This window comes from Halioxenophilus aromaticivorans, from assembly GCF_042850945.1.
Lineage (GTDB): Bacteria > Pseudomonadota > Gammaproteobacteria > Pseudomonadales > Cellvibrionaceae > Halioxenophilus > Halioxenophilus aromaticivorans.
Genome location: NZ_AP031496.1, coordinates 311,600 through 337,190 on the forward strand (window position 1 = coordinate 311,600; position 25,591 = coordinate 337,190).

Genomic DNA, 25,591 nt, shown 5'->3' on the forward strand with positions numbered 1-25,591 from the left:
GACAACTAATCTACGCGTTAATGCCTTATGAGTTTATTATTGGAAGCCCTAAAGAAAGCCGCATTGGAGAAGCAGGAGAAAAACCAGCTAACCTCCGGCAATACAGCGCTACAGACTGAGGAATTTAAGCCAGAAGATCTTCAACTGGCTGACTCCTTGGGTGAGTTGTCGCCAGAGTTTGAGGCCGCCAAGCAGTCGGTAGAGGAAAGCCTAAATAAAGCGGAAGGCTTTACCCAGCGATTAACGCTGGCCGCACAAGCGACACAAGGCACAACCCGAGCGCTGAGTGATACACCGCAATTAGATATTGATATAAACCATAGCGAGTCCTCTTTATCGCTGGACCCTACTGAGTTCGAGATTTTAGAGGATCTGCCGCAAAACACACAGACGGATGTCTGTGAACAATCCATAGGCTCTGAGCTAACTTCGATCGCGATCGAGCAGCATAAATTCACCGTTAGTGAAGGAGAACTCGAAGGCAACGTTGAAACAGAGCAAGAGTCCAAACAGGAAAATACACAATTCCAAGTAACCCAAACAGATCGAAAGTTTGAGCCGAATCAAGACGATGCTGCGCAAACCGTTGGTGGCGATTCAACCGATCAAGATGCTTTGGCTGCCGTCGACGATCTTGAGCGGGCAGGTGATGCAGTCGAAAAACCGTTGCCGGATCACCAAGATGAGTTCGGTAACCTAGATGGTGTAAATCCCGACCCTCGACAGGAAAAACTGGCCCGCATACTCCAGCTTACTGAACACGCCGAGACCAAAAGACGTCAAAAAAAATGGCTATTATCGGCCGCCGTGGTGTGCGCCTTATCAGGCTCCGTTGCCTACTATAGCTTGGAGCGTTATAAAGAAATTTCTACCAGCGTGTTAACACCTCAGCTTGCGATAGATTCAGCCGCTCAAAATCAAAATAATGAAAGCTTGGTTAAGCCAGAGATTACAGAACCGACTCAGCTTAAGCAACAGGATGTCACCTTTCAAGAATCTACCGTTCTGGAATCTACCCGGCGAGAATCTACTCAGCAAGAATCCGCCCACCAACAAACCAATGTACAGACTGCCGTGGTTGCTGAAGGAGATCGGCCAGCGATTAAGCAGAACACCGGCAAGATTTCGCACTCTTTATTTGACGATAGAGCGCCCAAAAGACCTGCTACCAAAGCCCCCGCGGGTGCTTACCAAGCGCATTTGGCAAGGCACCACGGGATACAGCTCTCGGCTACGGCTGTCGCCACCTCAACACAATTCAACAGTAAAAAATCGTTCACAGCAGCGAAGGACAGTACAGCTATTTCGACAGTTAATCTACCAGCCTCTAACGCTCCACAACAGACTTTGGCTGATACTATCAGCGCCGGTTATTTGGCTTGGCAACAAGGTAATTGGACCAAAGCTGAACAAGCTTACGATTACGTTCTGGAACGGGCGCCAACTTCCAGAGACGCCCTATTAGGCGCCGCGGCGGTAGCGCAGGAATTAGGTAAAGAAGCGAAGAGTTTAGCCTATTACCAACGAAGACTGGAAATAGCGCCAAAAGATGAATACGCATTAGCTGGTCTATTAAACCTGGCCAATGTCGGCGTGGTTAATCATCGATTCGAAAGTGAATTAAACAATCTAATTGCGGAATATCCATCCGCTGCGCATTTGCATTTTCTCAAAGGCTCTCTCTACGCGTCCAAGCAACAATGGTATCCGTCCCAACAAGCCTTTTTTAATGCCTGGAAATTAGACGGCAAAAATCCCGACTACGCATTTAACCTTGCGGTGTCAATGGATCATTTGGATTTACCCTCGGAGGCGTTGGTTTATTATCGAACCGCTTATGAGCTCGCCCAACATAATCGCCACAACTTCGATACCAACCATGTACAGCAGCGAATTGAGCAGCTAATCGAGTTACGCTAATGACCGGAAAGGTAAAAAAAAGGCTAGGGGATCAGCTCATTGACAAAGGCTTGGTAACGAAGGACCAAGTCGAGATCGCCATCACTGAGCAGAAAAAGCAAAACAAGCAACTGGGTAATGTACTTGTAGAGCTGGGCTTTGTTACCGAGGCCGTCATTCGGGATTGCCTAGGTGAAGCGCTGGGAAAGGAAAGTATCGATCTTTCTCAAGTGGTGCCAGACGAAACCGCGTTAAAGTTAATTACCAAGCAGATAGCCACTCGTTACACGGTGTTACCTGTACATTTTTCGGAAGAAACTAAACAACTCCAGCTCGCCACTACCGATATCTACGATGTTATTGTTCTAGACAGAATACGAGCCAACCTGCCACGAGAGATTCAACTGGTTCCGCTGCTGGCAGCTGAAACCGAAATACGCCACGCTTTAGATCAATTCTACGGCTATGAGCTGTCCGTAGACGGCATTCTGCGAGAGATTGAAACCGGAGTTGTCGATTACCAAAGCCTGGATGCAGGTGGTGAAGAATACAGCCAGCCTCTAGTGCGCCTGGTGAACTCTATTTTATCGGATGCTGTAAAGCGTGGCGCATCAGACATACATTTTGAGCCAGAAGCCGCATTTTTAAGGCTACGCTATCGAATTGACGGTGTATTAAGGCAAGTTCGTTCACTGCACAAAGACTACTGGTCCGCGATTGTTGTCCGCATCAAAGTTTTGGCAGGGCTAAATATCGCCGAAACACGATCGCCACAAGATGGCCGAATCTCTTTAAAAGTGGGCGGTAGAGCCATTGATTTCCGGGTGTCATCTCAACCCACTACCCATGGCGAAAACCTTGTGTTACGTGTGTTGGACAGAGACAAGGGCATAGTGCCACTGGAAAAACTCCAAATACATGAGCAAAACCTAGACCTATTAAAATTACTGATGGGCCGACCCGAGGGCATCATTTTGGTTACCGGCCCAACCGGTAGCGGAAAGACTACGACGCTGTATTCCATGCTGAATTACCGCAAATCAGTAGAGGTCAATATCATGACATTGGAAGACCCGGTGGAATACCCAATGGATATGATCAGGCAAACCTCTATCAATGAGGTGTCGAAAATGGACTTTGCCAGTGGTATTCGTTCCTTAATGCGGCAGGACCCAGACATTATTTTGGTCGGTGAGGTACGAGATGAATCCACCGCAGAGATGGCACTGCGAGCTGCTATGACCGGCCACCAAGTGTTTACCACGTTACACACAAACTCGGCTTTGGGGGCAATACCTCGGCTAGTTGATATTGGAGTAAAGCCAGAAATAATGGCGGGTAATATCATTGGTATTCTTGGTCAGCGACTCATTCGCACACTGTGTAAACACTGCAAACAAGAAAAGGTCTCCGAGGATTACGAAAATATTATTCTAGGCCAAAGCCAATCGGTAACCCTGCACGAAGCCGTAGGCTGCGACCATTGCAACAACACCGGATACAAGGGGCGAGTATCTGTACTGGAAGTGCTTAAGTTTGACGAAGATCTGGATGAATTGGTTGCACAACATGCCTCAATGCGGGACTTAAAACGCCACGCGGCAGAAAATGGATTCCGAACCATGGCTGATGATGGCGTTGAAAAAGTATTAGCCGGCATAACAACCATTGAAGAACTCAGCCGGGTAGTGGACCTTACCGCTAGGTTAGCGCTCTGATGCCAAAATTTAAATATACAGCTATAGACGCCACCGGTAAAAAAGTCGTCGGCACTATGCAGGCCAACAATCTATTGGATGTCGAATATCGATTGGACAACCTAAAGCTGGATTTGGTCACGTTAAAAGAGCTGTCTGCCGGCGGGCAGACACTGCGTGGTGGCAAACTGTCACGTAAAGATATCATTAATATGGTGTTTCAGCTGGAGCAACTGACAAAGTCCGGGGTGCCTTTACTCGATGGCTTAGCCGACCTACGAGACAGTACGCCGGCGGGATATTACCACGACATACTAACCAGCATTATGGAGAGTATTGAGGGCGGTAAAACCTTTTCTGACGCCCTAGAAGGGTTCCCCAATGACTTTGACCATGTGTTTGTTTCATTGATTAAGGTCGGTGAAGAATCTGGGGAACTAACCAAGATACTGGGCGATATGTGTCAAACCCTTCGGTGGACAGACGAGTTGGTAGCCAAGACCGTTAAAATATTAATGTATCCTGCCATCGTTGGCGTTGTTGTAATGGCGGTTACTACCTTTCTAATGATCTATTTGGTGCCGCAAATTGTGCCATTTGTGAAAGACATGGGCTCCACAGTTCCCAAGCATACGGAAATTTTGATCGCGGTGAGTAATTGTTTTGTCGCCTATTGGTGGGTGATCATACCAACACCTGTGGCAATATTTTACGGATTGAAACTGTTATCGGCTAACAACAGAAACATAAAATACAAATTGGATGCGCTCAAACTTAAGCTGCCTATTTTTGGCTCTATTACCTACAACCTAAAGATTGCCCGCTTTGCCAATTACATGGCATTGCTCTATTCCTCCGGTATAACCGTAATCAACTCTTTAGATATCGGAAAAGAGCTGGTGAACAATCTAAAAATGGCCGATGCCATTGAGGAAGCCAAAGCCAAAATATCCGACGGCACCAGTATCAGCGAGAGTTTTGCAACAGTGAATATCTTTCCCCCCTTAGTCATACGGATGCTCAGAGTGGGCGAAAACACGGGCAATCTAGACGAAGCTTTAATCAACGTACGTTACTTCTACGACAGAGAAGTACAAGAAACCATCGATAAGATTGAACCAACAATCAATCCCTTGTTAACAGCCGTTATGGGCCTGTTACTGGGCTGGATTATGCTGGCTGTGCTTGGGCCAGTTTGGGATGCGGTAGCATCGGTGTCTTAATATGGAAAAGATTTTTTATATCTCCACAGACGGTATGAAGGTCTACGAATGGCGCAACAATAAGCTAGTCGATACCGTAATGTTCTACAAAAATTGCGAAGATGTGGAATTATTAAAGCAATATCTATCCTTTGGCGTAAAAAGGCCTGTAAGGCTTATTGTTGATTTAATAGAAGAGGAATTTAAAACCGAACGAATACCCCAGCTAAGAGGTAGCGAACGTAGAAATGTAGTCAATCGGCTATTAGATCGACACTACAGAGATATCGACTACATCACCGTACGTTCCAACGGGCTATTAAAAGCGGAAAGAAAAGAAGAAGAGCTACTTATCTGTTCGTTGGTGAACTCAGACAATGTCCACTATTGGCTAAATATACTGGAGGAATATGAAGTTCCGATCTCCGGCATATTCTCCGCGCCACTGTTGCAAATAGATGCCGTTCGGCAACATACAAAAGCAAACAGCAACATGTTATTGGTTTCCAGTGACACGGCTTGGTGCCAAAGAGAAACCTTTTTTAAAGCCGGTCAGGTTAAGTTTTCACGTTTAGAAAAACTCGAGCACAACTTACATCAATCTGATAACGCTGAATTAATCGTGCAAAACCTGGTCCGCGGCACCGAGCAAATTCGCCATTATCTCACCAACCAGAGAGTCTTAGGTTTTACCGACCAATTAACCGTGATTTGCGTTGTCGCTAAGGCGGCAAAAGAAGAGTGCAAACGGCTGCTTGCGCAGCATCAGAGCGATTTAATCAACTATAGCACTATAGACGATAGTAGTTTGATCAACAGCGCAAAGGCGCCCCTTCGCATCGGACAAGGTAACGATACATTACTCGCTTGGTGTGCCTCTAAAAAACCGGTACTGGCTAATGATTACGCAACCTACACTAACAAAAAGCGGTATTTTAGTTATGTGGTTGATTCTGGCATTCGGCACGGCGCAGCGCTGGTTTGCGTAGGCCTGTTGGCATTTGCGGCTATTCTAGCAATAGATGCCTACACTATTACTCAGAAGACCGAACAAGTCTGGCAAGAACAGACTCGATTAATTAATGAATACGATGATGTCTACGCGCCTAAAGAAGAGAGTATTGCCATCGCGCCTCGGATTAAAGACAGTATTGAATTAATAGAACATTATAATATCGCCGCCGAAGTGCGGCCACAAGCGTATTTTCCAGTCATCGCCGATGTCTATAGTGAACCTCTCTTTAAACACATACGTTTAGATAAGGTCGCCTGGTCAAAACACGCCGCATCGTCCATACCAGAATTGGTTTCTATGGCATACGGGGTTACAAACTCATCCGATAGCGTAGCGGACGATGACGAATATACAGAAGGAACGTTTCATGACAACGCAAACGATACCGAGCTTCCTGTATTGCGGTTATCCGGTGTGTTCAAAAATCAAGAACAGGCCTATGGTACAACCGTCTCTTTAATGGAACAGTTCATCGAGGCTATATCCAGTATTAGTGAAGTAAAAGAGCTTCATTTGATCTCTACTCCTGTGGAAATACGGCCCGAGTACACCTTTAGTGACAAAGTAGGTACACAGGTCGTTAAAACTACTGCCATTAACAACTATGAATTCCTCCTAGTGCTTAAGCCGGAGGTTAAATGGAACATCTAACCAAAGCGGCTGGCGATCTATTTAAAACCATTGATTGTCGTAAGCACAGAAACAGTTTAATTGCCTGTGTTGTCTGCAGTGTTATTAGCATTGTATTTCTTCTGCTAAAATCTAACGCAGCTGATAATTACACTGCGGCCATGTCGGAAATGCAGGTTCAAGCCGATATTAACGAAGAAGCTAAGCTCAACTTAGAGATGTACGAGGTATACAATAAACTACACCTAAGTTATATCAACCAAGGGGTAGTGGGTAAGCCAGATCGATTACAGTGGCTTTCGCTGATTCAGCAATTAAGTGATCAGTTGGGAATGGGGTATGTCGACTATACGTTAAATCCATCGGTTAAACATACAGACCCACTGAGTGATACGTTCTATGAGCCAATCGCGGGGCACCTAACCGAATTGAATATTATATTTTCGGTGACCAATGAAGTCGTGTTTATGCAGTTTTTAGAAGCCATTCGCCTAAACGCCAAAGGCGTATTCAGCTTAGAGAGCTGCACACTGGAAAGGAACAGTATCGATCAGCTCACAGATGAAAACGAGGTTGGTTTCAGTAGTAACTGTCTCCTAGTCTGGCACAATCTGGACAATGTAACTGTTTCACAACAATCAGAGACTGAAGATGTTTAACGCTCGCTCCGCTCTATTTATTTGTTTACTGCTTGCCACGTTTCGCTGCTCAGCAGAGCTAGCCATTCCAAACATCGAGATCGGGCGGTTAATGACAACACCGGAATCTAGGGCGGCAATAGTGGCCGCGAAAAAAGTCTCAACCGAGAGAAAAACGGCCGTGAATGAAAAAGCCGGCGGAGAATCCGCCCGTAAGAAACCATTGAAGGTTTTTGGTGTTGTAACCTCCGACAACGGAGATCGCCACGTTTGGATTAACCAGCCCGGTACCTGGCAAAAAAGTAATAAAGACACAGCGACTGCATTAGCCCATACCGAAGACTCGGTATTAATATCAACTTCCCAGGGAAAGGTTCAGGTAAAAGTAGGGCATACTTTGAAATCAAACCTAACAACCGTAGAAAGCTATTTAAATACAAACCAATAAGACCAGACCTATAAGCCAGAGGCTATAAACCAGAGTTAATAAACCTAAAACTTAAAACTTAAAACTTAAAACCTAAAATCTAAAATCTAAAATCTAAAATCTAAAATCTAAAACCTAAAACCTCGAAGCTAGAAATCTATAGGCGATGGAAAATTCAACTCAAACCAAATTAGCGACTAACGTAAAGCGCCAGTCAGGAGCGGTATTGCTTTTAATGCTGTCCGTGGTGTTAGTCATCGCCACAACGGCGGCTGTTGGTAGAGTTTCTCTGTCGGAGATCAAGCTACACAGGATAGCCAATAACAGCTTGAGCATGTTGAATGCAAAACAAGCTCTACTCGGCTATGCATTAAAAGAAACTACCATTGGTGCCTTACCTTGCCCAGATACAGACTTTCCCCCTGACGGCCTAGAGAATTTAAGTTTGGGGCAATGCTTCGCCTTGGTAGGCTGGTTACCCTACAAAACGTTAAATGTACCACCACTTTATGATGCCAGTGGAACACTGTTTTGGTATTCCGTGGGCGTTGATTTTACCACCAGCACATCCATCAGCGTGGCACAGCCGTTAACCATTAACGGAAGTAGAGCGGTTGCAGCAGTTATATCCGCAAATCAGCCTTTACCGGGGCAGCCTAGAACAACATCTGGGATTAGGCAGTATCTTGAGGGTACCAACAGCAATGGCGATATTACTGTATTTGAGCAAGCGCTATCTGACACAAACAACGACCTTGTGTTAGCAGTTGTAGAATCCGATTACTGGCCGGTTGTTGAACAGTTTAACCTTGCTTCCCTTGCGTCACTTTTATCGGCATACAAAGATGCCTGCGGGACCTATCCGTGGGCAGCGAATTTTTTTGCCAGCACTGGCGACAGTGTGGATGGGCTATTTTCAGGCAGTTTCCCAATGGATAGCGCGTCACCCAATGATTGGGGCGAGGGCTGCGCTACTGGAATTGAGCCAACACAGTCTCAAAAGGACAAATGGCGCAGCCAAATATTGTATTCCTTTTGCGCACCAACCAACGGAGACTGCCTTGAGGTGTCTGGCAATGGCGGTCAATTTGCCGATGCCATGCTGGTGTCGCCGGGCACGCCTTTAGTGGGGCAAGTACGCACAGTTACAACGTTAAGTGCCTATTTTGAAGGCAATAACGCAAACGCATCTACTCCGTTTTCATATCTACCTGCAAGCCAGCATTCATCTTTATACAACGACGTGACCTATTTCATCGATGACTAAACACCCACTGCAATCCGGTTTTTCCTTAATCGAAATCGCCATCGTATTGGTTATTGTTGGTGTTTTACTGGGCGGCATTATTACACCGATGGCCAGTCAGCATCAGCAAAAAAAGATAAAGGAAGCTGAAACGCAATTGGAAGACATTTATAGAGCCTTACTGGGTTTCGCCATTTTGAATGACCGCTTACCATGCCCAGCAACAACCGCCTCAAACGGCCTAGCGGCACCTAACGGGGCCACGACCAATTGCACCCAAGAGCACGGATTTATTCCTGGCAATACCTTGGGGTTTGACGCTTTACAAAATGCCAATTCGATCACCACGGATCCTTGGGGTAATCCAATCCGGTACAGCCTAACCAATTTCGACTCTGGCGCCTTCTCAGATCAAATTACAGTCAATCAATCTTCTGGCGATTATACGGTTTGCCAAGCCTCTTCTTGTGCCGCCGATGAAGTAATTACGGACAATGCCACCGCAATTATTTGCTCCTTGGGCAAGAACGGAGCTCAACCCATTAATTCTCAAAATCAACGCGAAAACACGGATGCAGATATTCGTTTTGTACGTGCCGAATTTTCAGAAGCCGCTGGTAGCGAATTTGATGACATTTGTCGCTGGATATCGCCAAATGTACTCGCTTTAGAATTATCCCGTGTAGGTAAACTATAATTTTAATACTCAAATTCCTCGGTTCGTTTAACCATAAAAGTGCCGTTTTATTAACAACACCAACTAGAATTGCAGGTAACGTAAATGCGACATAAAAACCCCACTAAGCAATCCGGTTTTACCCTTGTGGAGATTGCCATTGTTCTCGTCATCATCGGACTGTTGTTGGGTGGTGTATTAAAGGGTACCGAATTAATTGAAAACTCCAAGGTGAAACGCGGAGTTAACGAAATCAACGGTATCAGTGCGGCTTATTACACTTATATTGATCGGTTCAATCGGGTTCCTGGTGATGATGGAGGCACGGCGCGATTGCGAACGCGAGGAGATAATTGGGCAAATGTTGATCGTTCCGGAGATAGCAACGGGATGTTGACGGCTAATCGCAATACAACTTGGGCGCCCACAGGTGAAGCTGAAGCTTTCTGGCAACATTTACGTGCTGCAGGGTTTATCACCGGTGAAGTAGGGCTACGTGGAGCGCAGGCACTACCAAGAAATGCCTTTGGTGGTTTAATTGCGGTTGTATCCCAGCCAGTTAATGGCGGCTTACAGGGCTTAAAGGTGTGTTTAAGCCAGGTGCCCGGGAAATCTGCACGTGCTATAGATACCCAAATGGACGATGGTTTAGGTGCATCCGGAAAAACCCGCGCAACCCAAGGCAACGGTAATCGTAACCCTAATAATTCAGCTTTAGCCACCGAATACAGCGACGATTTAAGTTACACCGTTTGTACTCAAGTGTAATCCCTCAATATCCTAAAACGGCAGGATGCCGTTTTAGGATTCTCCCAGTCACTTCTTAAAAATTTACGTTCAAACGCAAGCCATAGGTTAACGGCGCACCGTAGGTGGTCATTGCCATGCCCATAGGGGAAGCCTGTGTTGCTTCAATTCTGCGTTCGTCTTCTAAATTAAGGCCGTACCCAGTTACACTCCATTTGCCTGAAGTCGCCTCCAGCGTTAAAGAAAGGTCGGTGGTTGTGTAGGCCTCTATACGCTCATGCTCAAGGTTCCAGAACCCTGTAACTTGGTCATCTACCCAACGTGTGTTTAGGCTGGCGATCAAGTCAACGCTGCCCAGATTTACAACCTGCTCAATACCCAACCCTAAAGTCAGCTCCGGTGAAAACACAGCATCGTTGCCTGAGCAGTTAAAATCCAACGTTGGTGTTCCGTCGCTGGTCGCACCAGTGATTGTGCTAGGGCAGTTAATGTTGTCTCGCGGCGGCGCCGATTCAAAGTGTAGATCGTCGTAGGTTGCGTTTAAGTACTGAGCTTTAAAATTCAACGTTGTTGCTTCGGCCACGGCCCAAATTGCATCAATGTCCACACCTTTGCTGGTGGCGCTGCCCACATTATCCGTTAGGTTTTCCAATACGCCGTCAGCCAACGTGAAATAGCTGATTTGCTGATCTTCATACTGCCAGTAGAATAGTTCGGCGTTGAGTTGCAGGGTATTGTTAAAGAAGCGGTTCTTAGAGCCAATGGTAAATGCATCTAAATACTCAGGGTCGTAGGTGGGGGCAGCAGCCAATTGGAAGCCACCACTGCGGTAGCCAGTCTCATAGCTGGCGTACAGCATGGAATCTTCTCCTACATCCCATTCCATGGCTAAACGATAGGTAAACTCGGATTCGCTGTAGGAGTCATCGGTTTCCGTATTCACATGCAAAATGGTACCAACACCGGTGGTCAGCGGAATAACCGTAACGTGATCGTTTACCGGTATAAACGCAGCAGCCCAACCCTCATCGGCCAACCAGTTATCGGCTTGTGCCACTGTGTCTAAGGTTGGATAAACTGGCAAATTACCCGATGTGGCACAGCCCAAAGCGAAAGAGTCCGGCGGGGTTACCAGCCCGGGCGGCGGTGCACCACAGAAAGTAATGTAGTTATCAATAGCGCCTTGCATGGTTTTTTCGTCTTTGGTGTAGCGGGCACCGGTTACCAAACGAAGATCATCCGCCAGGTGCCAAGTAAACTGACCAAAGGCTGCTAAAGATTCTGAATCTTGAGAGAATTCTTGGAGTGGTAACACATATTCCTGGTTAAAGGTGTTATCGCCCTTAATACTTTCTTCTATGTAATAGGCTCCAACGATATAATCAGCGGTTTCCCCAATACTGCTGCTATATCGCACTTCCACCGACGCTTGGTCGTCCTCTTCGGTAAACCAACCACTGTTAAAGCCGGGCACCCCAAATTTTGAATCCTGCTCGCTTTTTCTCCACGCGGAGATTAGCGTCAGTGTGCCACTGTCCAATTCATAGGTTATTTCAGCGTTAACACCAAAAAATTGGTTATCAACATACCAGTTATCTTGGATGGGATTTAAAAAGCCAAAGCCTGGAGCGCCCAATAAGGTTGTACGATAGGCGTTAGCTTGTGCGGTATTCATGCCGGCATCAATATCCAAACCCGATTCCACCAAAGCGTAATCGCCAAGTCCCTGGGACATGTAATTGCCCGTATAGGTAGCGCCGCTACCAACACCGCCGATATCTGTGTAATCAAAACCAATGCGTATTGACAACGCATCACTGGGCTCGGTTAACAGCTGCGCACGAAAAGACTGGGTATCGTCGTCAGAGGTACCATCATCATTGTAGCCATCGCGTTCTTTATTGTTGCCCGCAAAGCGCAGAGCGGTGTTATCGCCAAGGGCGATATTGATACCCGCTTGGATCTGAGTGTTGTTAAAATTACCGCCTTCTAAGGTAGCAAAACCAGAGGTCTCACCTAAAACCGGTTTGGCAGGCAGAATATTAATGGCGCCGCCTGTGGCGTTGCGGCCATAGAGTGTTCCTTGGGGGCCTTTCAGTACTTCTACACGTTCCAGGTCATAAAAACTGGAGCCGCTGGCCGCAGAGGCGCGGCCCATAAATACGCCGTCGTAGCTCATCGCCACCGCCGGGTCTATGTATGCGCTATTGGTTCTATTGCCAACACCGCGAATATACAGCGCCGAAGCGCCACCACCGCCATTATTGATCGTCAGTGCTGGCACGGCCTTACTAAGTTCGTAAGCGTTGGTGATACCACTTTTTTGAAGTCCTTGCCCGGTAACGGCTTCAATGGCAATAGCAGCATCTTGTAATGATTCCGCCTTACGTTGTGCAGTAACAACAATTTCTTCTAATTGAGATTCCGCCTGAATGGCAACGCTTAGCGGTGCGAACACCATCGATGCCAAGGTGGTGGAGATGGAGCGGGGCTTGCAATGCATGCTGATAAACCTCTTACTATTATTTTTAGTATGTCGTAAGCACTTTTGAGGGATAACAATTACCTGCAACAGCGTTTACTGAGGCGTTCAGGTTATCAGCTCATATTCACCGTCAATAATTGTTCTTACAAATACCGGCTATTCAATGCCCTTATAGAGCTTCGACGCGATCCCCTCAAAAACCTACTTCTGCACAGCGGCATAGACGCTGGCCATGAAGCAATTAGCACACTTAAGCCATTGTTTTTATTAAATATTGTGGCCGAACTTTTACTAACCACCACATTGCCTTCTATTTATGGCTAGCCATTCATTACGCCGATGTGGCGTATTGATGGTAACTATTTGTTAACCGCCTGTTGCCTACTTAGACTGCGCAGGTAAGCACATTAAAAACCATAAAGCGGATAATTAGTGATGGAAATAGTCGGCCTAGATTGCCTAGTTTTTGGTGTCGAAGACACCGTCGCCTGCAATGAATACCTACAAGATGCCGGACTTATCGCGCAGGACGTCTCGGAAAGCGGTGGTGAATTCGCAGCTTTAGACGGCACAAGCGTAATGATTCGCTCCGTAGATGACCAGAACCTTCCTAAACCCTTAGCCACCAATAGCTCCCTTCGAAAAACCATTTACGGTGTTGCTGACACTGCCACACTGCAGGCTGTTTATGATGAGTTATCGAAAGACAGGTCTGTTGAACGACTTGCGGATGGCTCAATTGAAACCACAGATGACAGCGGCTTTTGCCTTGGGTTTCGAGTGACTGTTCGTAAAAAATTACAGCTAAACGGCGAAAAAATTAATTCTCCCGGAGCCATTGGTGGCCGGGCAGTAAACGAAATCGGCGCAGACCCAGATGCCGGCACACCGACTCCTATTACGTTATCTCATGTTGTGTACTTTGTCCCCGACGTTAAAAAAGCCGAGAGTTTTTACATAGATCGTTTAGGTTTTCGTGTGGCAGATCGCTTTACTAATTTGGGGCCATTTCTACGCCCACAGGGTACCTTGGATCACCACTGTCTGTTTTTGATCGAAACACCGCCAGAAATGCAAGGTGTAGAGCACTTCACCTTCCATATGGCCGGCCCCAGTGAATTATTGCGGGCGGGCAAACAATTCCAAGATAAAGGCTACGAAACCTTTTGGGGGCCAGGGCGACACATCTTTGGCTCCAATTATTTTTGGTATTTTAATAGCCCAATGAATGTGCACTTTGAGCTGGATGCCGATATGGATCTACACGATGATAACTGGCAGCCGCGAGCCGTTGATGCCGCTAAGGATACATCGCAGATCTTTAATTTTACTCTGGTAGAAAATTGGCAGCCCGGCGGCGATCCGCACTAGCACGGTGGATAAAAAAATAAAGCTTGGCTTACTCGCCGATATACCTATCGGCGACGCCCGGGGTTCCGATCCACTTAATACCGGTAAAGATCAGCTCTTTGTGGTGAGGCAAGGCAACACGTATTTTGCTTACCTAAATGCTTGCCCACATAAAGGATATGAGGGCACATCCCTTTGCTGGAAAAAGGATCGATTTCTAAACCCGGACAAAACCAAGATTGTCTGCAGTGGCCATGGTGCACATTTTTCAATAGCCAATGGCCAATGTGTGGCCGGCCCCTGTAAAGAACAACAGCTCACCAGCGCAACGGTTATTAATGACGATGGCGTACTGTACTGGCTAAAACAATAAAAAGTTGTGGAGTATTTGAATGAGTATACCGATCAAAAGCGCCTTAATTATCGGTGGTGGTTTTTCTGGGATGTCGGCGGCGATTGCACTGTCTCGCATCGGTGTTGAAGTCACGCTAATAGAGATAGACCCAAATTGGCGTACGGATGGCGCTGGCATTACCGTAAGCGGCCCGTCCATGAGAGCCATCGAAGCACTGGGATTGCTACCGGTATTCTTACAAAATGGCTGTCTTCACGAAGCGCTAGACGTGTTTGACGCAAAAGGCGACTTATTAAAGCAGATACCCATGCCTAAGGTCCCCGGCAGCGATATCGTAGGCGGTGGCGGTACCATGCGACCAGCCTTTGCCAAAGCCATGGGTGAGGTTGTTCGTTCCATGGATATCTCTGTAAAACTGGGTGTTACTTACACCAGCATCAGTGATGGTGAAGACCAGGCAAGGGTAACCTTCAGTGATGGAAGCGACGACAATTTTGACCTGGTGATCGGCGCCGACGGTGTGTTTTCCAGTGTACGGAGGGACTATTTCCCTGGAGCGCAGGAGCCTAAATACACAGGGCAGGGCGTTTGGCGGGCAGTGATTCCACGGTTTGGTGTCAAAAACTCCATGCAATACCTCGGTAAGAACAGCAAATTTGGTTTTACGCCGGTGTCGGAGGACGAAATGTACCTTTACTACACCCAAGCCCGGCCAACCAAAGAGCGCATACCAGACGACCAACTTTTACCGCAGTTGAACGCCTTGTTGGCAGAATATACCTCGCCAATAACGCGAGATATTAGTGCGACGCTTACCGATTCCTCTCAGATTCTTTATCGGCCGCTTGAGGGCATGTTAATGCCAAGGCCCTGGTATCGCGGCCGTTTACTGCTTATCGGCGATTGTGTGCACGCAACCACGCCGCACCTGGCATCTGGCGCGGGCATGGGCCACGAAGACGCCGTGGTATTGGCCGATGAGTTAAGTAAGGGAGGCGAGTTAATCAGCGGATTGGAACGGTTTCAAAACCGGCGCTGGGAACGCTGCCGCATGATTGTTGCTAACTCTCATCGCTTGGGAGAAATCGAGATCGAAGGCGGCTCGCCCCAGGAACACACCCAAATTATGGCCCTAACCATTTCAGCACTGTTAGCGCCGGTATGACCAATAATCTTAGCGGCAAAACTGTTCTAGTCACGGGTAGCTGCGGTGGTATCGGCCGAGCCGTCGTCCAAGATTTACTGGCAGCGGGTGCCTGTGTGATCGCAACAGATCAATCACCAAAAGATCTAACCAGTCTACGTAATGACCTGGTGAACAACGGTGATTTCCCCCAAGATAGACTGGTTACTTTCGATGCCAATTTGGCCGATAAAGAATCGATACAAAGATTAGTCGATGTCACATTTGAGCAATCCAACTCAATCTACGGTTTGGTATGTTGTGCGGGCATGGAAGGGCACGTTGGATCACTGCTGCAAGTGAGCCAGCAAAACTGGCAAAAAACACTGGATGTCAACCTGAGCGCCAATTTATGGCTCACCCAAGCCTTGGCGCCGGTAATGCAGGCTAATCACGATGGTGTCATTTTATTTGTCGGTAGTATCGCCGGGCAACGCGGTAACAAAGCCATTGGCGGTTACGGCGTTACCAAAGCGGCACTGGGGCAGTTAGCGAGAAACCTGGCCGTGGAGCTTGGCCCAGACAATATTAGAGTCAACACCATCGCCCCTGGGCTTATTGAAACACCGTTGTCTAAACATCTGCTGGTGGATGAGGACTTTATGGCACGGCGCTTGGCCATGACGCCACTAAGGCGTGTAGGGCAACCAGATGAAATTGCAGCATTGGCGGTATTTTTACTGTCACCAGGTGCCGCTTTTATCACCGGGCAAACCTTGGTAGCAGACGGTGGCACACTAATTACCGATGGAAACTAGGTAAAAAAGCCGATTAACCTCAAACTTAGAAGCTGAAAACGGCTCAATCATTAGTTACGGTAATTGTTTAACAAGGAACCAACCATGCGCCTAAATCGCCTGGATCTGAATTTATTAGTGGCTTTAGATGCGCTTTTATCCGAGCGCAGCATCACCCGAGCTGCCGAGCGTATGCACCTAAGCCAACCGGCCACCAGCGGCGCGCTGGCCAGGCTGCGAGATTTTTTTGATGACGAGCTGTTAGTCCGTGTGGGCGCGCAGATGATGCCAACTCCCTTGGGAGAAAGCCTACAAGCACCGGTGCACAATATTTTGCTGCAAATTCAAGCTACCGTAGAGCGGCGCTTAGAATTTAACGAGGCTGAATCCAACCGTAATTTTCGCTTATTAATGAGCGATTACACATCCACCACTTTCATGGCGGGCATGGTTGAACAACTAGCCAACGTGGCGCCAGGTGTGTGCTTAGAGTTTTACGCTCCAACCAATAATCCCTGGGAAAAACTCGAACAAGGGGAGGTGGACTTTTTAATCATGCCAGAGCATGTGCTGTCCAGCAGCCACCCAACGCAACACCTGTTTGATGAAGGGTTTGCGTGTATTGCGTGGGATAAAAACTCAGCCATAAACGACTCTATTTCCGTTAAACAATTCTTGGATTTAGGCCATGTTTCGGTGCGCTTTGGTTCACAGAGAACACTGAGCCAAGACCAGGTGATATTAAAAGAACAGCACGGGCTTGAGCCCAACGTAGAGATCGTTGCCTCAACCTTCGGTGCCATACCGCAATACTTGGTGGGCACTCAACGAATCGCCACGGTTTACCGCCACCTTGCCGAAACCTGGACAAAATATCTGCCGTTAAAAATGGTACCGACACCGGTGGACATGCCCACCATCCCTTGGGGAGTGCAGTGGCATAAATTCCGAGATTTAGACCCTGGCATACAGTGGTTAAGAACGAAAATTATTAACCACGCCGAGCAATTTAATGGAGCGTAGAGTTGGTTGAGAGCGTATTTGCACAGATCACTGTCGATCACCAAGTGCAGTTGGTACAACAAGAGATAGGGCCACCAGCACCCGGCGAGGTACAAGTTAAAGCACTGTACAGCACCATTAGTGCAGGCACTGAAAGTGAACTCATCGCTGGCCACATACTGCCTTTGCCGCAGCCACTGGGTTACAGCCTCTGTGGCGAAATTACACAGATTGGTGAGGCTGTACGGGGTTTTTGTGTTGGCGACAAAGTCGTGGCAACGACCACCCACGCCAAAGTGCAAAACCTCGACCATCGAATGCTTGCTAAGGTGCCTAGCGGCTGCCCAGCAGACGCGGCAGCCTTTTTTAATTTGGCTCACACCCACTGTACGGAATACGGCGTACTAACCTTACACTGGGCGAGCCCTGCGTGATTCTAGGCCAAGGCTTGGTGGGCTTACTGACAACCGCGCTGGCTAAAGCCATCGGTGCTGGCCCCATAATCTGCAGCGATTTCGACGATAACCGGCTGGCGCTTGCGCGTAGCCTGGGCGCAGATTGCGCAGTTAACACCGCCTCTTCACATCAGGCCCTAACCCAAGCACTAAGCGATTACGATTTAGCCACTATACCCGTGGTATTTGAGGCAACCGGTGCCCGCCGAACCCTAGAGCAAGCCGTGGAATTACTGGCTGAACAAGGCCGGCTAATGATGCTGTCCCAGGGTGACGGTGAAACCCTGCCCAACATTGCTCAAGGTTTGATGATGAAAGGGGCCACGCTTATCGGTGGTTATGTAAATTCCAAGCCCTACGCGCTCTTTAGAAGCGATTTAAAAATAAAACAGCGGTGGCCACCTCAATATGATGGTGATGTCAATAAAACAGAGAGCCATCAATACAACACAAGCTTGGATGACATAACCACCTTTTTAAAGCTCATATCGCTTAACCGTATCGACCTAGCGCCACTGATAACTCACCGGTTTCAATGGCAAGACCTACCAAAGGCCTACCAGCAAGTCACCGCACGCGACGCCAGTTTGGTGGGCGGTGTTATTGATTGGAGCAACCCCTAACATTCGCCTACGCAATAGGGATAATTCACCAAAACAAATATCTGTCTAATACTACCCGCTTTAAAATAACAATGATAATAATCAGCAATACTGAGGAGTAGAATATGGCAAACAGTCACACCGGAAGGGTGGCAGTGATAACCGGTGCTGCCGGCGCACTGGGTAAAGCCTTCGCACTGGCGTTGGCTAAGAATGGTTGTGATGTGGCGATAGCCGACATCAACGATGCGTCCTCTGTGGTAGCAGAAATTCAAACCCTAGGCCAAAAAGCGTTCAGTGAAATCTGTGATTTGAGCGACGCTCGTGCCATCGCCGTTTTTGCCGATAACGTGCTGAGCCGTTTTGAAAGGTGCGATATCTTAATTAATAATGCGGCCTTTATGCCGGTTATCCCTTTTGCCGAACTCACCTTAGAGACCTTTAGAAAATTTGAAGCCATCAATGTTGAGGCCGCTTTTTTGTTGGCTCAACATTTTACGCCCGGTATGCAAGAGCGCAAATACGGCCGTATATTACAAATTGCTTCCAGTACCACTGGCTCACCAATGCCAGGCTTTACCAGTTACGTTACCACCAAAATGGCCGGTATTGGATTAACTCGGGCCCTGGCAGCGGAGTTCGGCAACGACGGCATTCTCTGCAACGCGTTATCCCCGGGCTTAACCAAAACCCCGGAATCCGCCAAAAACTTGCCCCCAGAATTGTTTGATGCTGTTCGCCACCAACAACTTATCAATACCACGGAAGAGCCAAAAGACCTGGTAGGGGCAATGCTTTTTTTAACATCAGAGGCCTGCGGCTTTGTAACCGGGCAATCCATCAATTGCGATGGCGGTATACAATTTTAGGATTATAAAAATGAAACTAGCGACTTTAAACAATGGCACGCGAGACGGACGCCTGTTAATTGTATCCAAAGACTTGACCCAAGCTGTGTACGCAAGCTCTATAGTCGACACCATGATAGAGGCTATCGAAAACTGGGCCGATGTAGAAACTGCGTTAACTCAAAAATACAAACATCTAAACGATGGCAGTTTGAAGGAGTCCTTCAAATTTAACCCAGAAAAAACCATGGCTCCCTTGCCGCGCTGCCACCAGTTTGTGGATGCGTCCGCGTTTTTAAATCACGGCAATATCATGGAGCAAGCCTACGATCTGGACGTAAAAAAGACGCCAGGCATCCCAATTATTGTACAGCGCCAAAGCGACGATTTTTTAGGCCCTCATGAGGATTATCCTTTTCCCAAGGAAGAAGACAACTGCGATTTTGAAGGTGAATACGCGGTCATCGTCGATGATGTACCCATGGGGCTAAGCCCGGAAGAAATAGAGCCACACATCAAGCTTGTTACCATCATCAATGATGTCAGTATGCGTGCGCATTTGTTTCGCGAACTGGAAATGGGCTTTGGTTTTATTAATGCCAAGCCTGCTACGGTTTTTGCACCGGTTGCGGTAACGCCGGATGAGCTGGGCTCCTCTTGGAGAGATGGAAGAATTCACCTGGATATGAACGTACAGCGTAACGGCGAATGGTTTGGCAACCCCAATGGCGCCGGTATGGATTTCAGCTACGGTGAGATCCTTAGCCACTTATCCTACAACAGAAACCTGGGGGCTGGCACCATTATCGGCTCTGGCACGGTGTCTAGCAAAGATTGGAAAACCGTTGGCTCCGCATGCTTAGCCGAACGGCGCGCGCTGGATATCATCGAGTTTGGCGAATGCAGAACGGAATTCTTGAAGTATGGCGAGCGCATGCGTTTTGAGGTGTTCGGTGAAGACGGCGGCTCGGTGTTCGGGGCAATTTATCACAAGATGGTGCCCTGTTCTAAATGATGTTCTACATCAAAACCAATAACGGAAAAAGGCCTTCAGTTGAAGGCCTTTTTTAATGGGTTACGATCTGGGTTCTTCCACAATTTCTATCAAGTTGCCCGCACAGTCTCGTATAAAACAGCCTTTGCCAAAATCCTCCCGGACGATAAACGCTATATCGGCGTTTTTATTTTCCAGTTCCGCAATCGTCGCTTCAAAGTCATCCACCTGAAACGCCACGTGTTTATTACCACAGGTGTTTAAGTCTGTTATTGGCATACGGCGCTCGTCCGGCAGTGGACGAGAATCGGGCTTGCAGAATATTTCGAACCTTAAATCACCGTTTCTTACTATGGCCACTTTTGCGTTGGCCGGCGGTATCTCAAAGGTTCTTTCAAGCTCAAAGCCCAGTACCTCGCGGTACCAGGTAATCGCTTGTTCGAGGTTTGGAACGTTCACACCGCCGTGATGAAATCGTAAATCCATTAATCCATCTCGTTAAAGGTAGCAGCACACCAGTCGGCTATGTAATCTCGCATACCGGTGCCGTTATCCGCGCCACAGTGCTCAATTTCAAAGTCTTTTTTGGTAAAAATTCTAAGGTGCCTTTTGCTGCTGTTCACGGCTTGATCGTAGGAACGATGGGCATTGTTTACCGGGATTTGTCGGTCGCCTTCGCCATGGGTAACAAGGAAGGGCATGGTCATCTTCTCGATTTGACCGTCCAAGGTTACCTTGTCCATATCGGCCATAAAGCTGTCCATGTTGTCTTTACCCCATACCCATAAAACGTGATCCCAGTAGTGAGGTACGGGGTTTTCACCTTCACGCTCTAAGCGTTCGTGCTGGCGCTGGCCCCAAACATGGTTGGCGCCCATAACCGCACACAGGGCAAAACGAGGTTCATTGGCCGCGGCGCGCGGCGCGTAGTAGCCACCAAGGGACAAACCGAACATGCCAATTTTATTGCCGATGACGTCGCTGCGTGTTTGCAAATATTCTAGCGCCGGCGTTGCCCAGGCTTCGGTATTGTACACTGCGGTTAATTCTCTTAGACGCAGCGCCTCGCCGGTTCCTGGTTGATCAATAAACAACGTATTGATACCGCGCTCAAGGTTAGATTGGCCGTGACCTCCCAGAATGATTTGTTCCTTCATGGAGTCCAGACCGTTGCAGGACACCAGAGTTGGCCTGGGGGTACCGCTACCATCGTGATAAAACGAACCAGTGAACGAGGAATCACCGTAGGGGATCTCAACAAAGTCAACATGCAAGCCGCGGCATTTAACGTACTTTTTAAACATGTCCAGGCCTTTGGCGTAGGCTTCCCAGCGTGGCGCGTAATCACGAGATTGCATACGTTCTGCGGACAGATAATAAGTACAGGCGCGGCCGTATTTGGTACCCGCTGAGAGCTTGTATCCCTCTTGTTCATCTGCCAATGCGTTAGCTTCAACCTGCTGGGCCACCTTTAGCCAGCTATCAAACATGACTTCGGTACCGGCATCATCACCATTCTTAGCGGCATCCATAATAGGGCGATTAGCTTCGTCCACTTCACCGTGGTTGCCACCACAAATCAGAGTCAGGTTGGTTTGTAAATTCCAAACATAATTGCCGGGAAAGGGCTCAAACATTGTTTACTCCAGTATTTTTTATATCAGCTATTCGGCGGTCCAGCCGCCGTCGATAAGTAGTGTTGTTCCAGTCATCAAGGCAGAAGCATCGCAGGCCAGAAAAACAACCGCGCCCATCAGATCTTCAACCGTACCCAACCGACCCAATTTTATTTTAGCCAATACCGATTGCAGGAACTCCTGGTTTTCAAAAAAGGGTTTGGTCATCGGCGTTTCAATGAAGGTTGGCGCAATAATGTTGCTACGGATTCCGTGTGCCGCAACATCTAACGCTAGGGCTTTATTGAAACCCTCTAACGCCCATTTTGATGCACAGTAGAGGGTTCTATTGGGGCCGCCAACGTGGCCCATTTGTGAGCCAATATGAATGATCGAAGCTGCCTTTTCGATGGCAACCATTTTTCTAATGGCTGCTTGGGTGGTGAATACCAGGCTTTTCAGATTTAAATCTAAAACTGCGTCGTAGTCGTCTTCGGTAACCTCTAGTATCGACTTTGGGCGGTTGGTCCCGGCGTTGTTCACCAGAACGTCGTAAGCTGGCTCTTGCTCAAAAAACGAAGCGACAGCCTGGTGATTGCTGACATCCAGTGTCTTGTAATCGGCTAGGCCACCACTGCTGTTTATTGCTTCGGCCAGCTTGGCTATTTCTGGTTCTGTTCTCGCCACGAGGGTCACTTGAGCACCGGCCGCAGCCAGTGCAACGCTTAACCCCGCGCCAATACCTCGGCCGGCACCGGTTACCATGGCGCGTTTACCGTAAAGCGAAAAAGAGGGTGTTTGCGGAAGAGTACTCATCGTTGTGTCGCCTAAGCTTTTGTCCCGGCGCTCGGTTCGGCAGTACCGGCGTAAGGTACTTCTCTATGGCCATAGCGACGAACACGGATATTGGCTTGTTCGCCATGACCGGCAAAGCCTTCCAGGCCACACAGCCGTGAGCAATACTCGCCCACCAACGCCGAAGCCTCATCGGTGTTCACTTTTTGATAGGTGCAGGTTTTAATAAATTTGCCTACCCATAGGCCACCGGTGTAACGCGCGGCTTTTTTGGTTGGTAATGTATGGTTGGTGCCGATGGCTTTATCGCCGTAGGCGACGTTGGTTCTTGGGCCAAGAAAGAGTGCGCCATAGTTGGTCATGTTGTTTAAGAAGTAGTCTGGGTCTTTGGTCATCACCTGCACATGCTCAGAAGCGATGTCGTCGGCAATTTCCACCATTTCTTCGTAACTGTCAGCAGCGATGACCTCACCAAATTCCATCCAGGCGCGTCGTGCGTGGTCGGCAGTAGGTAGAATTTCAAGCAGCCGCTCGATTTCTGCCATGGTTTCTCTGGCTAGTTTTTCTGAGTTGGTTAACAAAATCCCTGGGCTATCTGGGCCATGCTCAACTTGGCCGAGAATATCGGTAGCGCACAATTCGGCGTCCACGCTTTCATCAGCGATCACTAGGGTTTCTGTTGGCCCGGCAAAAAGGTCTATGCCCACTCGGCCGTACAGCTGACGTTTTGCCTCAGCCACAAATGCGTTGCCCGGTCCTACCAGTATATCCACTGGGTCTATGGATTCGGTACCCAGCGCCATGGCGCCCACGGCTTGGATACCGCCTAAGGCGTAAATAGCATCGGCGCCGGCCATATGCTGCGCAGCAACAATAGCGGGTGCAGGTTTGCCATTAAAAGGTGGCGCACAGGTTACCACGCGCGGTACACCGGCAACTTTAGCGGTTATCACCGACATGTGAGCACTGGCCAGCAGAGGATACTTGCCGCCAGGCACATAACAACCGGCAGAATTCAAAGGAATGTTTTTATGCCCCAACACGACACCGGGTAAGGTTTCCACTTCGACATCTTTCATGGAGTCTCGTTGAATCTGGGCAAAGTTTTTAACTTGTGCCTGGGCAAATTCAATGTCTTTTATATCCTGGGCTGATAGGGTATCCATACAAGCCTGAATTTCTGCTTGGGATAGTTGGTAATCCTCGCGATCCCAGTTATCAAACTTTATAGATAAATCACGAACTGCTGCGTCGCCTCGCTGCTCAATATCAGCTAAGGTTGATTCTACAATTTCTCTTACTTTTTTGTCCGCATCGGCTTTTACAGAGGCCTCAGTACCTCGTTTTAACCAATTCGCCATGTTGTCACCTCAATGTGGTAATAATTAAAATGCGTTGAATACGTGCTCGGTGTGAACCACCTTAGGTGGGGCGGCAAAAAAATGGCTTGCCAATTTACGCCACTGTTGGAAATTATCCGTTGCTCTGAATAGTTCCATATGGTGGCGCACAGATTGCCAACCGACAACCAGTAAATAGCCATTGTCTTTTTCTGCGATTTTATCCAACCTAAAGCTCAAACAGCCTTCAGCGGATTGGAAGTAGGGCGCAGCTTCAGCCACGGCTTTTTCAAAGTCGATATGTGAGTTAGGTATAATTTCTATTTCAGCTAGTTCGTAGATCATCGTCGAGTTCCCGGGTGGTTTGGCCACACTTTTTATGCGCCAACTTTGCACCACCGGGGGAAATTGGGTCAAGCTTGGGCGCATTCGTTGTTTGGAAGTTGTCTATTGATAAATTCGATGGCAATCAGTGAGTTATCATTTGGTGCCATGTTTCGATTCCATTAGCATGAGGTCACTGCACAAACCACAATTCAAGAATAAGGAGTAAACCCGTGCGTGTGACTGTAACTGGAGCCAGTGGATTCGTTGGCCAGGCACTGTGCAAGCAAATTTTAGCAAGCACTGATTGGGCGCTGACCATGGTGGATTTGGATCTGACCTGGGCAAAAAGCCTGGATTACAATCAATTAAAGCTCGTAGAGGGTGCACTGCAAAGTGAAGAGGTGCGGCAGGCAGCGGTCGGGGCTAGCGTTGATATATTATTCCATCTAGCGGCCCTTCCAGGTGGCGCGGCTGAACAGAACCCGGGTTTATCAAGGCAAGTAAACTTAGACGCCACATTAGATTTGATTGATCTCGCTGCCAGCAAGGGTAATAAGCCGAGAGTGGTTTTTACCAGCACAATAGCCGTGCTGGGTGCGCCGCTTCCGAGCCCAGTGAATGACCAATGTCGATTGGCGCCGGCAATGATCTACGGCACACACAAGGCTATGGTGGAAATGGCTCTAGCCGATCTGCACCGGCGCGGCCAGGTTGATGCGGTTTGTATTCGACTACCCGGTATCGTTGCCAGGCCGGCAGTAGCCAGCGGCTTAAAATCCGCTTTTATGAGCAATGTTTTCCACGATTTAAAGGCAGGCCAAGCCTTTACCAGCCCGGTGGGGCCAGATGCTACCCTGTGGCTAATGTCCGTTAGCCAATGCGTGGCTAACCTTGTGCATGCTGCAACGGTTGAGTCAGGCCGCTTACCTTCTAACCGCGCCGTGACTCTACCAGCATTACGCCTGACCATGACAGACTTGATTGAAGAGGTGCTTTTACAAACCGGTGCCAAAAGCGATTTGATCACTTATGAGAAGCAGCCAGACCTACAAGAACACTTTGGTACTCATCCACCACTGATTACCGCCGCCGCCGATCACGTGGGCTTCAAGCACGACGGTGATGTGCAGGCGTTAGTCAGATCGGCTTTGTCGAGTATCTAGCGCGTATTTTTCGCAATCGGAGCTGTAAAGTAAGGAAGCTTTTATGTCAGTGGTATTTGTACTCTAGATAGCCAATATTCATTGATACAATTTGTCGCCCTGGTCCTAGGGCGGTAACCTCAACCTTCACTCTATAAATCAAATTCTTATAAAACTAATGTT

25 protein-coding genes are annotated in these 25,591 nt (G+C 48.1%); 19 read left to right on the forward strand and 6 right to left on the reverse strand.

What is annotated here, in order from left to right:
- The first annotated feature begins 27 nt into the window (after nucleotides 1-27).
- From ACGHM3_RS01560 to ACGHM3_RS01600, 9 genes are all read left to right on the forward strand, one after another.
- Nucleotides 28-1,920 carry a tetratricopeptide repeat protein gene (locus ACGHM3_RS01560; RefSeq protein WP_345426863.1) on the forward strand — a complete coding sequence of 631 codons (1,893 nt, stop codon included), beginning with the start codon at nucleotides 28-30 and terminating at the stop codon, nucleotides 1,918-1,920.
- On the forward strand, nucleotides 1,920-3,617 hold the full coding sequence (locus ACGHM3_RS01565) for a GspE/PulE family protein (RefSeq protein ID WP_345426861.1): 1,698 nt from the start codon (nucleotides 1,920-1,922) through the stop codon (nucleotides 3,615-3,617). Before ACGHM3_RS01560 ends, ACGHM3_RS01565 begins: the two co-directional genes overlap by 1 nt.
- A complete protein-coding gene (locus ACGHM3_RS01570; protein WP_345426859.1) occupies nucleotides 3,617-4,819 on the forward strand; it encodes a type II secretion system F family protein in 1,203 nt (400 codons plus the stop codon). The genes ACGHM3_RS01565 and ACGHM3_RS01570 overlap by 1 nt, the downstream gene beginning before the upstream one ends.
- Before the next feature lies 1 nt (nucleotide 4,820).
- Nucleotides 4,821-6,464, forward strand: coding sequence for a hypothetical protein (locus ACGHM3_RS01575; RefSeq protein WP_345426857.1), 1,644 nt, complete (start codon nucleotides 4,821-4,823; stop codon nucleotides 6,462-6,464).
- Nucleotides 6,452-7,102: a hypothetical protein gene (locus ACGHM3_RS01580; protein WP_345426855.1), complete on the forward strand. Its 651-nt coding sequence runs from the start codon at nucleotides 6,452-6,454 to the stop codon at nucleotides 7,100-7,102. The genes ACGHM3_RS01575 and ACGHM3_RS01580 overlap by 13 nt, the downstream gene beginning before the upstream one ends.
- 160 nt (nucleotides 7,103-7,262) lie before the next feature.
- Nucleotides 7,263-7,529 (forward strand): hypothetical protein, encoded by a 267-nt coding sequence (locus ACGHM3_RS01585; protein ID WP_345426853.1) that lies wholly within the window; start codon nucleotides 7,263-7,265, stop codon nucleotides 7,527-7,529.
- 145 nt (nucleotides 7,530-7,674) lie between these two features.
- Nucleotides 7,675-8,775 (forward strand): hypothetical protein, encoded by a 1,101-nt coding sequence (locus ACGHM3_RS01590; protein ID WP_345426851.1) that lies wholly within the window; start codon nucleotides 7,675-7,677, stop codon nucleotides 8,773-8,775.
- The gene (locus ACGHM3_RS01595; protein ID WP_345426849.1) at nucleotides 8,768-9,451 is read left to right on the forward strand and encodes a prepilin-type N-terminal cleavage/methylation domain-containing protein; all 684 of its coding nucleotides are present in this window, start codon (nucleotides 8,768-8,770) and stop codon (nucleotides 9,449-9,451) included. Before ACGHM3_RS01590 ends, ACGHM3_RS01595 begins: the two co-directional genes overlap by 8 nt.
- Before the next feature lie 84 nt (nucleotides 9,452-9,535).
- Complete coding sequence (locus tag ACGHM3_RS01600) at nucleotides 9,536-10,198, forward strand: prepilin-type N-terminal cleavage/methylation domain-containing protein (RefSeq protein ID WP_345426847.1); 663 nt, start codon at nucleotides 9,536-9,538, stop codon at nucleotides 10,196-10,198.
- Between the two features lie 55 nt (nucleotides 10,199-10,253).
- Here the strand turns inward: ACGHM3_RS01600 and ACGHM3_RS01605 are convergent, their stop codons facing one another.
- Nucleotides 10,254-12,680 (reverse strand): TonB-dependent receptor, encoded by a 2,427-nt coding sequence (locus ACGHM3_RS01605; RefSeq protein WP_345426845.1) that lies wholly within the window; start codon nucleotides 12,678-12,680, stop codon nucleotides 10,254-10,256.
- 417 nt (nucleotides 12,681-13,097) lie between these two features.
- Between ACGHM3_RS01605 and ACGHM3_RS01610 the strand changes: the two genes are divergently transcribed.
- The 9 genes from ACGHM3_RS01610 (at nucleotide 13,098) to ACGHM3_RS01650 (ending at nucleotide 20,209) form a co-directional block, all read left to right on the forward strand.
- Complete coding sequence (locus ACGHM3_RS01610; protein WP_345426869.1) at nucleotides 13,098-14,033, forward strand: VOC family protein; 936 nt, start codon at nucleotides 13,098-13,100, stop codon at nucleotides 14,031-14,033.
- A 4-nt stretch (nucleotides 14,034-14,037) separates the two neighbouring features.
- Complete coding sequence (locus ACGHM3_RS01615) at nucleotides 14,038-14,385, forward strand: Rieske 2Fe-2S domain-containing protein (protein ID WP_345426842.1); 348 nt, start codon at nucleotides 14,038-14,040, stop codon at nucleotides 14,383-14,385.
- Nucleotides 14,386-14,404: 19 nt separating this feature from the next.
- Nucleotides 14,405-15,532 (forward strand): FAD-dependent oxidoreductase, encoded by a 1,128-nt coding sequence (locus ACGHM3_RS01620; RefSeq protein ID WP_345426840.1) that lies wholly within the window; start codon nucleotides 14,405-14,407, stop codon nucleotides 15,530-15,532.
- Nucleotides 15,529-16,308: a glucose 1-dehydrogenase gene (locus tag ACGHM3_RS01625; RefSeq protein ID WP_345426838.1), complete on the forward strand. Its 780-nt coding sequence runs from the start codon at nucleotides 15,529-15,531 to the stop codon at nucleotides 16,306-16,308. Before ACGHM3_RS01620 ends, ACGHM3_RS01625 begins: the two co-directional genes overlap by 4 nt.
- Before the next feature lie 84 nt (nucleotides 16,309-16,392).
- Entirely contained in the window at nucleotides 16,393-17,310 is a 918-nt protein-coding gene (locus ACGHM3_RS01630; protein WP_345426835.1) for a LysR family transcriptional regulator, read from the forward strand.
- Nucleotides 17,311-17,312: 2 nt separating this feature from the next.
- Nucleotides 17,313-17,723, forward strand: coding sequence for an alcohol dehydrogenase catalytic domain-containing protein (locus ACGHM3_RS01635; protein WP_345426833.1), 411 nt, complete (start codon nucleotides 17,313-17,315; stop codon nucleotides 17,721-17,723).
- On the forward strand, nucleotides 17,720-18,367 hold the full coding sequence (locus ACGHM3_RS01640; RefSeq protein WP_345426831.1) for a zinc-binding dehydrogenase: 648 nt from the start codon (nucleotides 17,720-17,722) through the stop codon (nucleotides 18,365-18,367). Before ACGHM3_RS01635 ends, ACGHM3_RS01640 begins: the two co-directional genes overlap by 4 nt.
- 104 nt (nucleotides 18,368-18,471) lie before the next feature.
- Nucleotides 18,472-19,215, forward strand: coding sequence for an SDR family oxidoreductase (locus tag ACGHM3_RS01645; RefSeq protein ID WP_345426829.1), 744 nt, complete (start codon nucleotides 18,472-18,474; stop codon nucleotides 19,213-19,215).
- A 10-nt stretch (nucleotides 19,216-19,225) separates the two neighbouring features.
- A complete protein-coding gene (locus ACGHM3_RS01650; RefSeq protein ID WP_345426827.1) occupies nucleotides 19,226-20,209 on the forward strand; it encodes a fumarylacetoacetate hydrolase family protein in 984 nt (327 codons plus the stop codon).
- A gap of 60 nt (nucleotides 20,210-20,269) precedes the next feature.
- On the opposite strand, the gene ACGHM3_RS01655 is transcribed toward ACGHM3_RS01650, so the two are convergent.
- From ACGHM3_RS01655 to ACGHM3_RS01675, 5 genes are read right to left on the reverse strand one after another with little or no spacing between them, the layout of a single operon-like run.
- Entirely contained in the window at nucleotides 20,270-20,674 is a 405-nt protein-coding gene (locus ACGHM3_RS01655; protein ID WP_345426825.1) for a VOC family protein, read from the reverse strand.
- Nucleotides 20,674-21,825, reverse strand: coding sequence for an alpha/beta hydrolase (locus ACGHM3_RS01660; RefSeq protein ID WP_345426823.1), 1,152 nt, complete (start codon nucleotides 21,823-21,825; stop codon nucleotides 20,674-20,676). The genes ACGHM3_RS01655 and ACGHM3_RS01660 overlap by 1 nt, the downstream gene beginning before the upstream one ends.
- Before the next feature lie 27 nt (nucleotides 21,826-21,852).
- Nucleotides 21,853-22,620: an SDR family oxidoreductase gene (locus ACGHM3_RS01665; RefSeq protein WP_345426821.1), complete on the reverse strand. Its 768-nt coding sequence runs from the start codon at nucleotides 22,618-22,620 to the stop codon at nucleotides 21,853-21,855.
- An 11-nt stretch (nucleotides 22,621-22,631) separates the two neighbouring features.
- Entirely contained in the window at nucleotides 22,632-23,960 is a 1,329-nt protein-coding gene (gene hisD, locus ACGHM3_RS01670; RefSeq protein ID WP_345426819.1) for a histidinol dehydrogenase, read from the reverse strand.
- A 24-nt stretch (nucleotides 23,961-23,984) separates the two neighbouring features.
- Nucleotides 23,985-24,284, reverse strand: coding sequence for an antibiotic biosynthesis monooxygenase (locus tag ACGHM3_RS01675; protein ID WP_345426817.1), 300 nt, complete (start codon nucleotides 24,282-24,284; stop codon nucleotides 23,985-23,987).
- Nucleotides 24,285-24,496: 212 nt separating this feature from the next.
- On the opposite strand from ACGHM3_RS01675, the gene ACGHM3_RS01680 reads away from it, so the two are divergent.
- Entirely contained in the window at nucleotides 24,497-25,429 is a 933-nt protein-coding gene (locus ACGHM3_RS01680; protein WP_345426815.1) for an NAD-dependent epimerase/dehydratase family protein, read from the forward strand.
- Nucleotides 25,430-25,591: the final 162 nt, after the last annotated feature.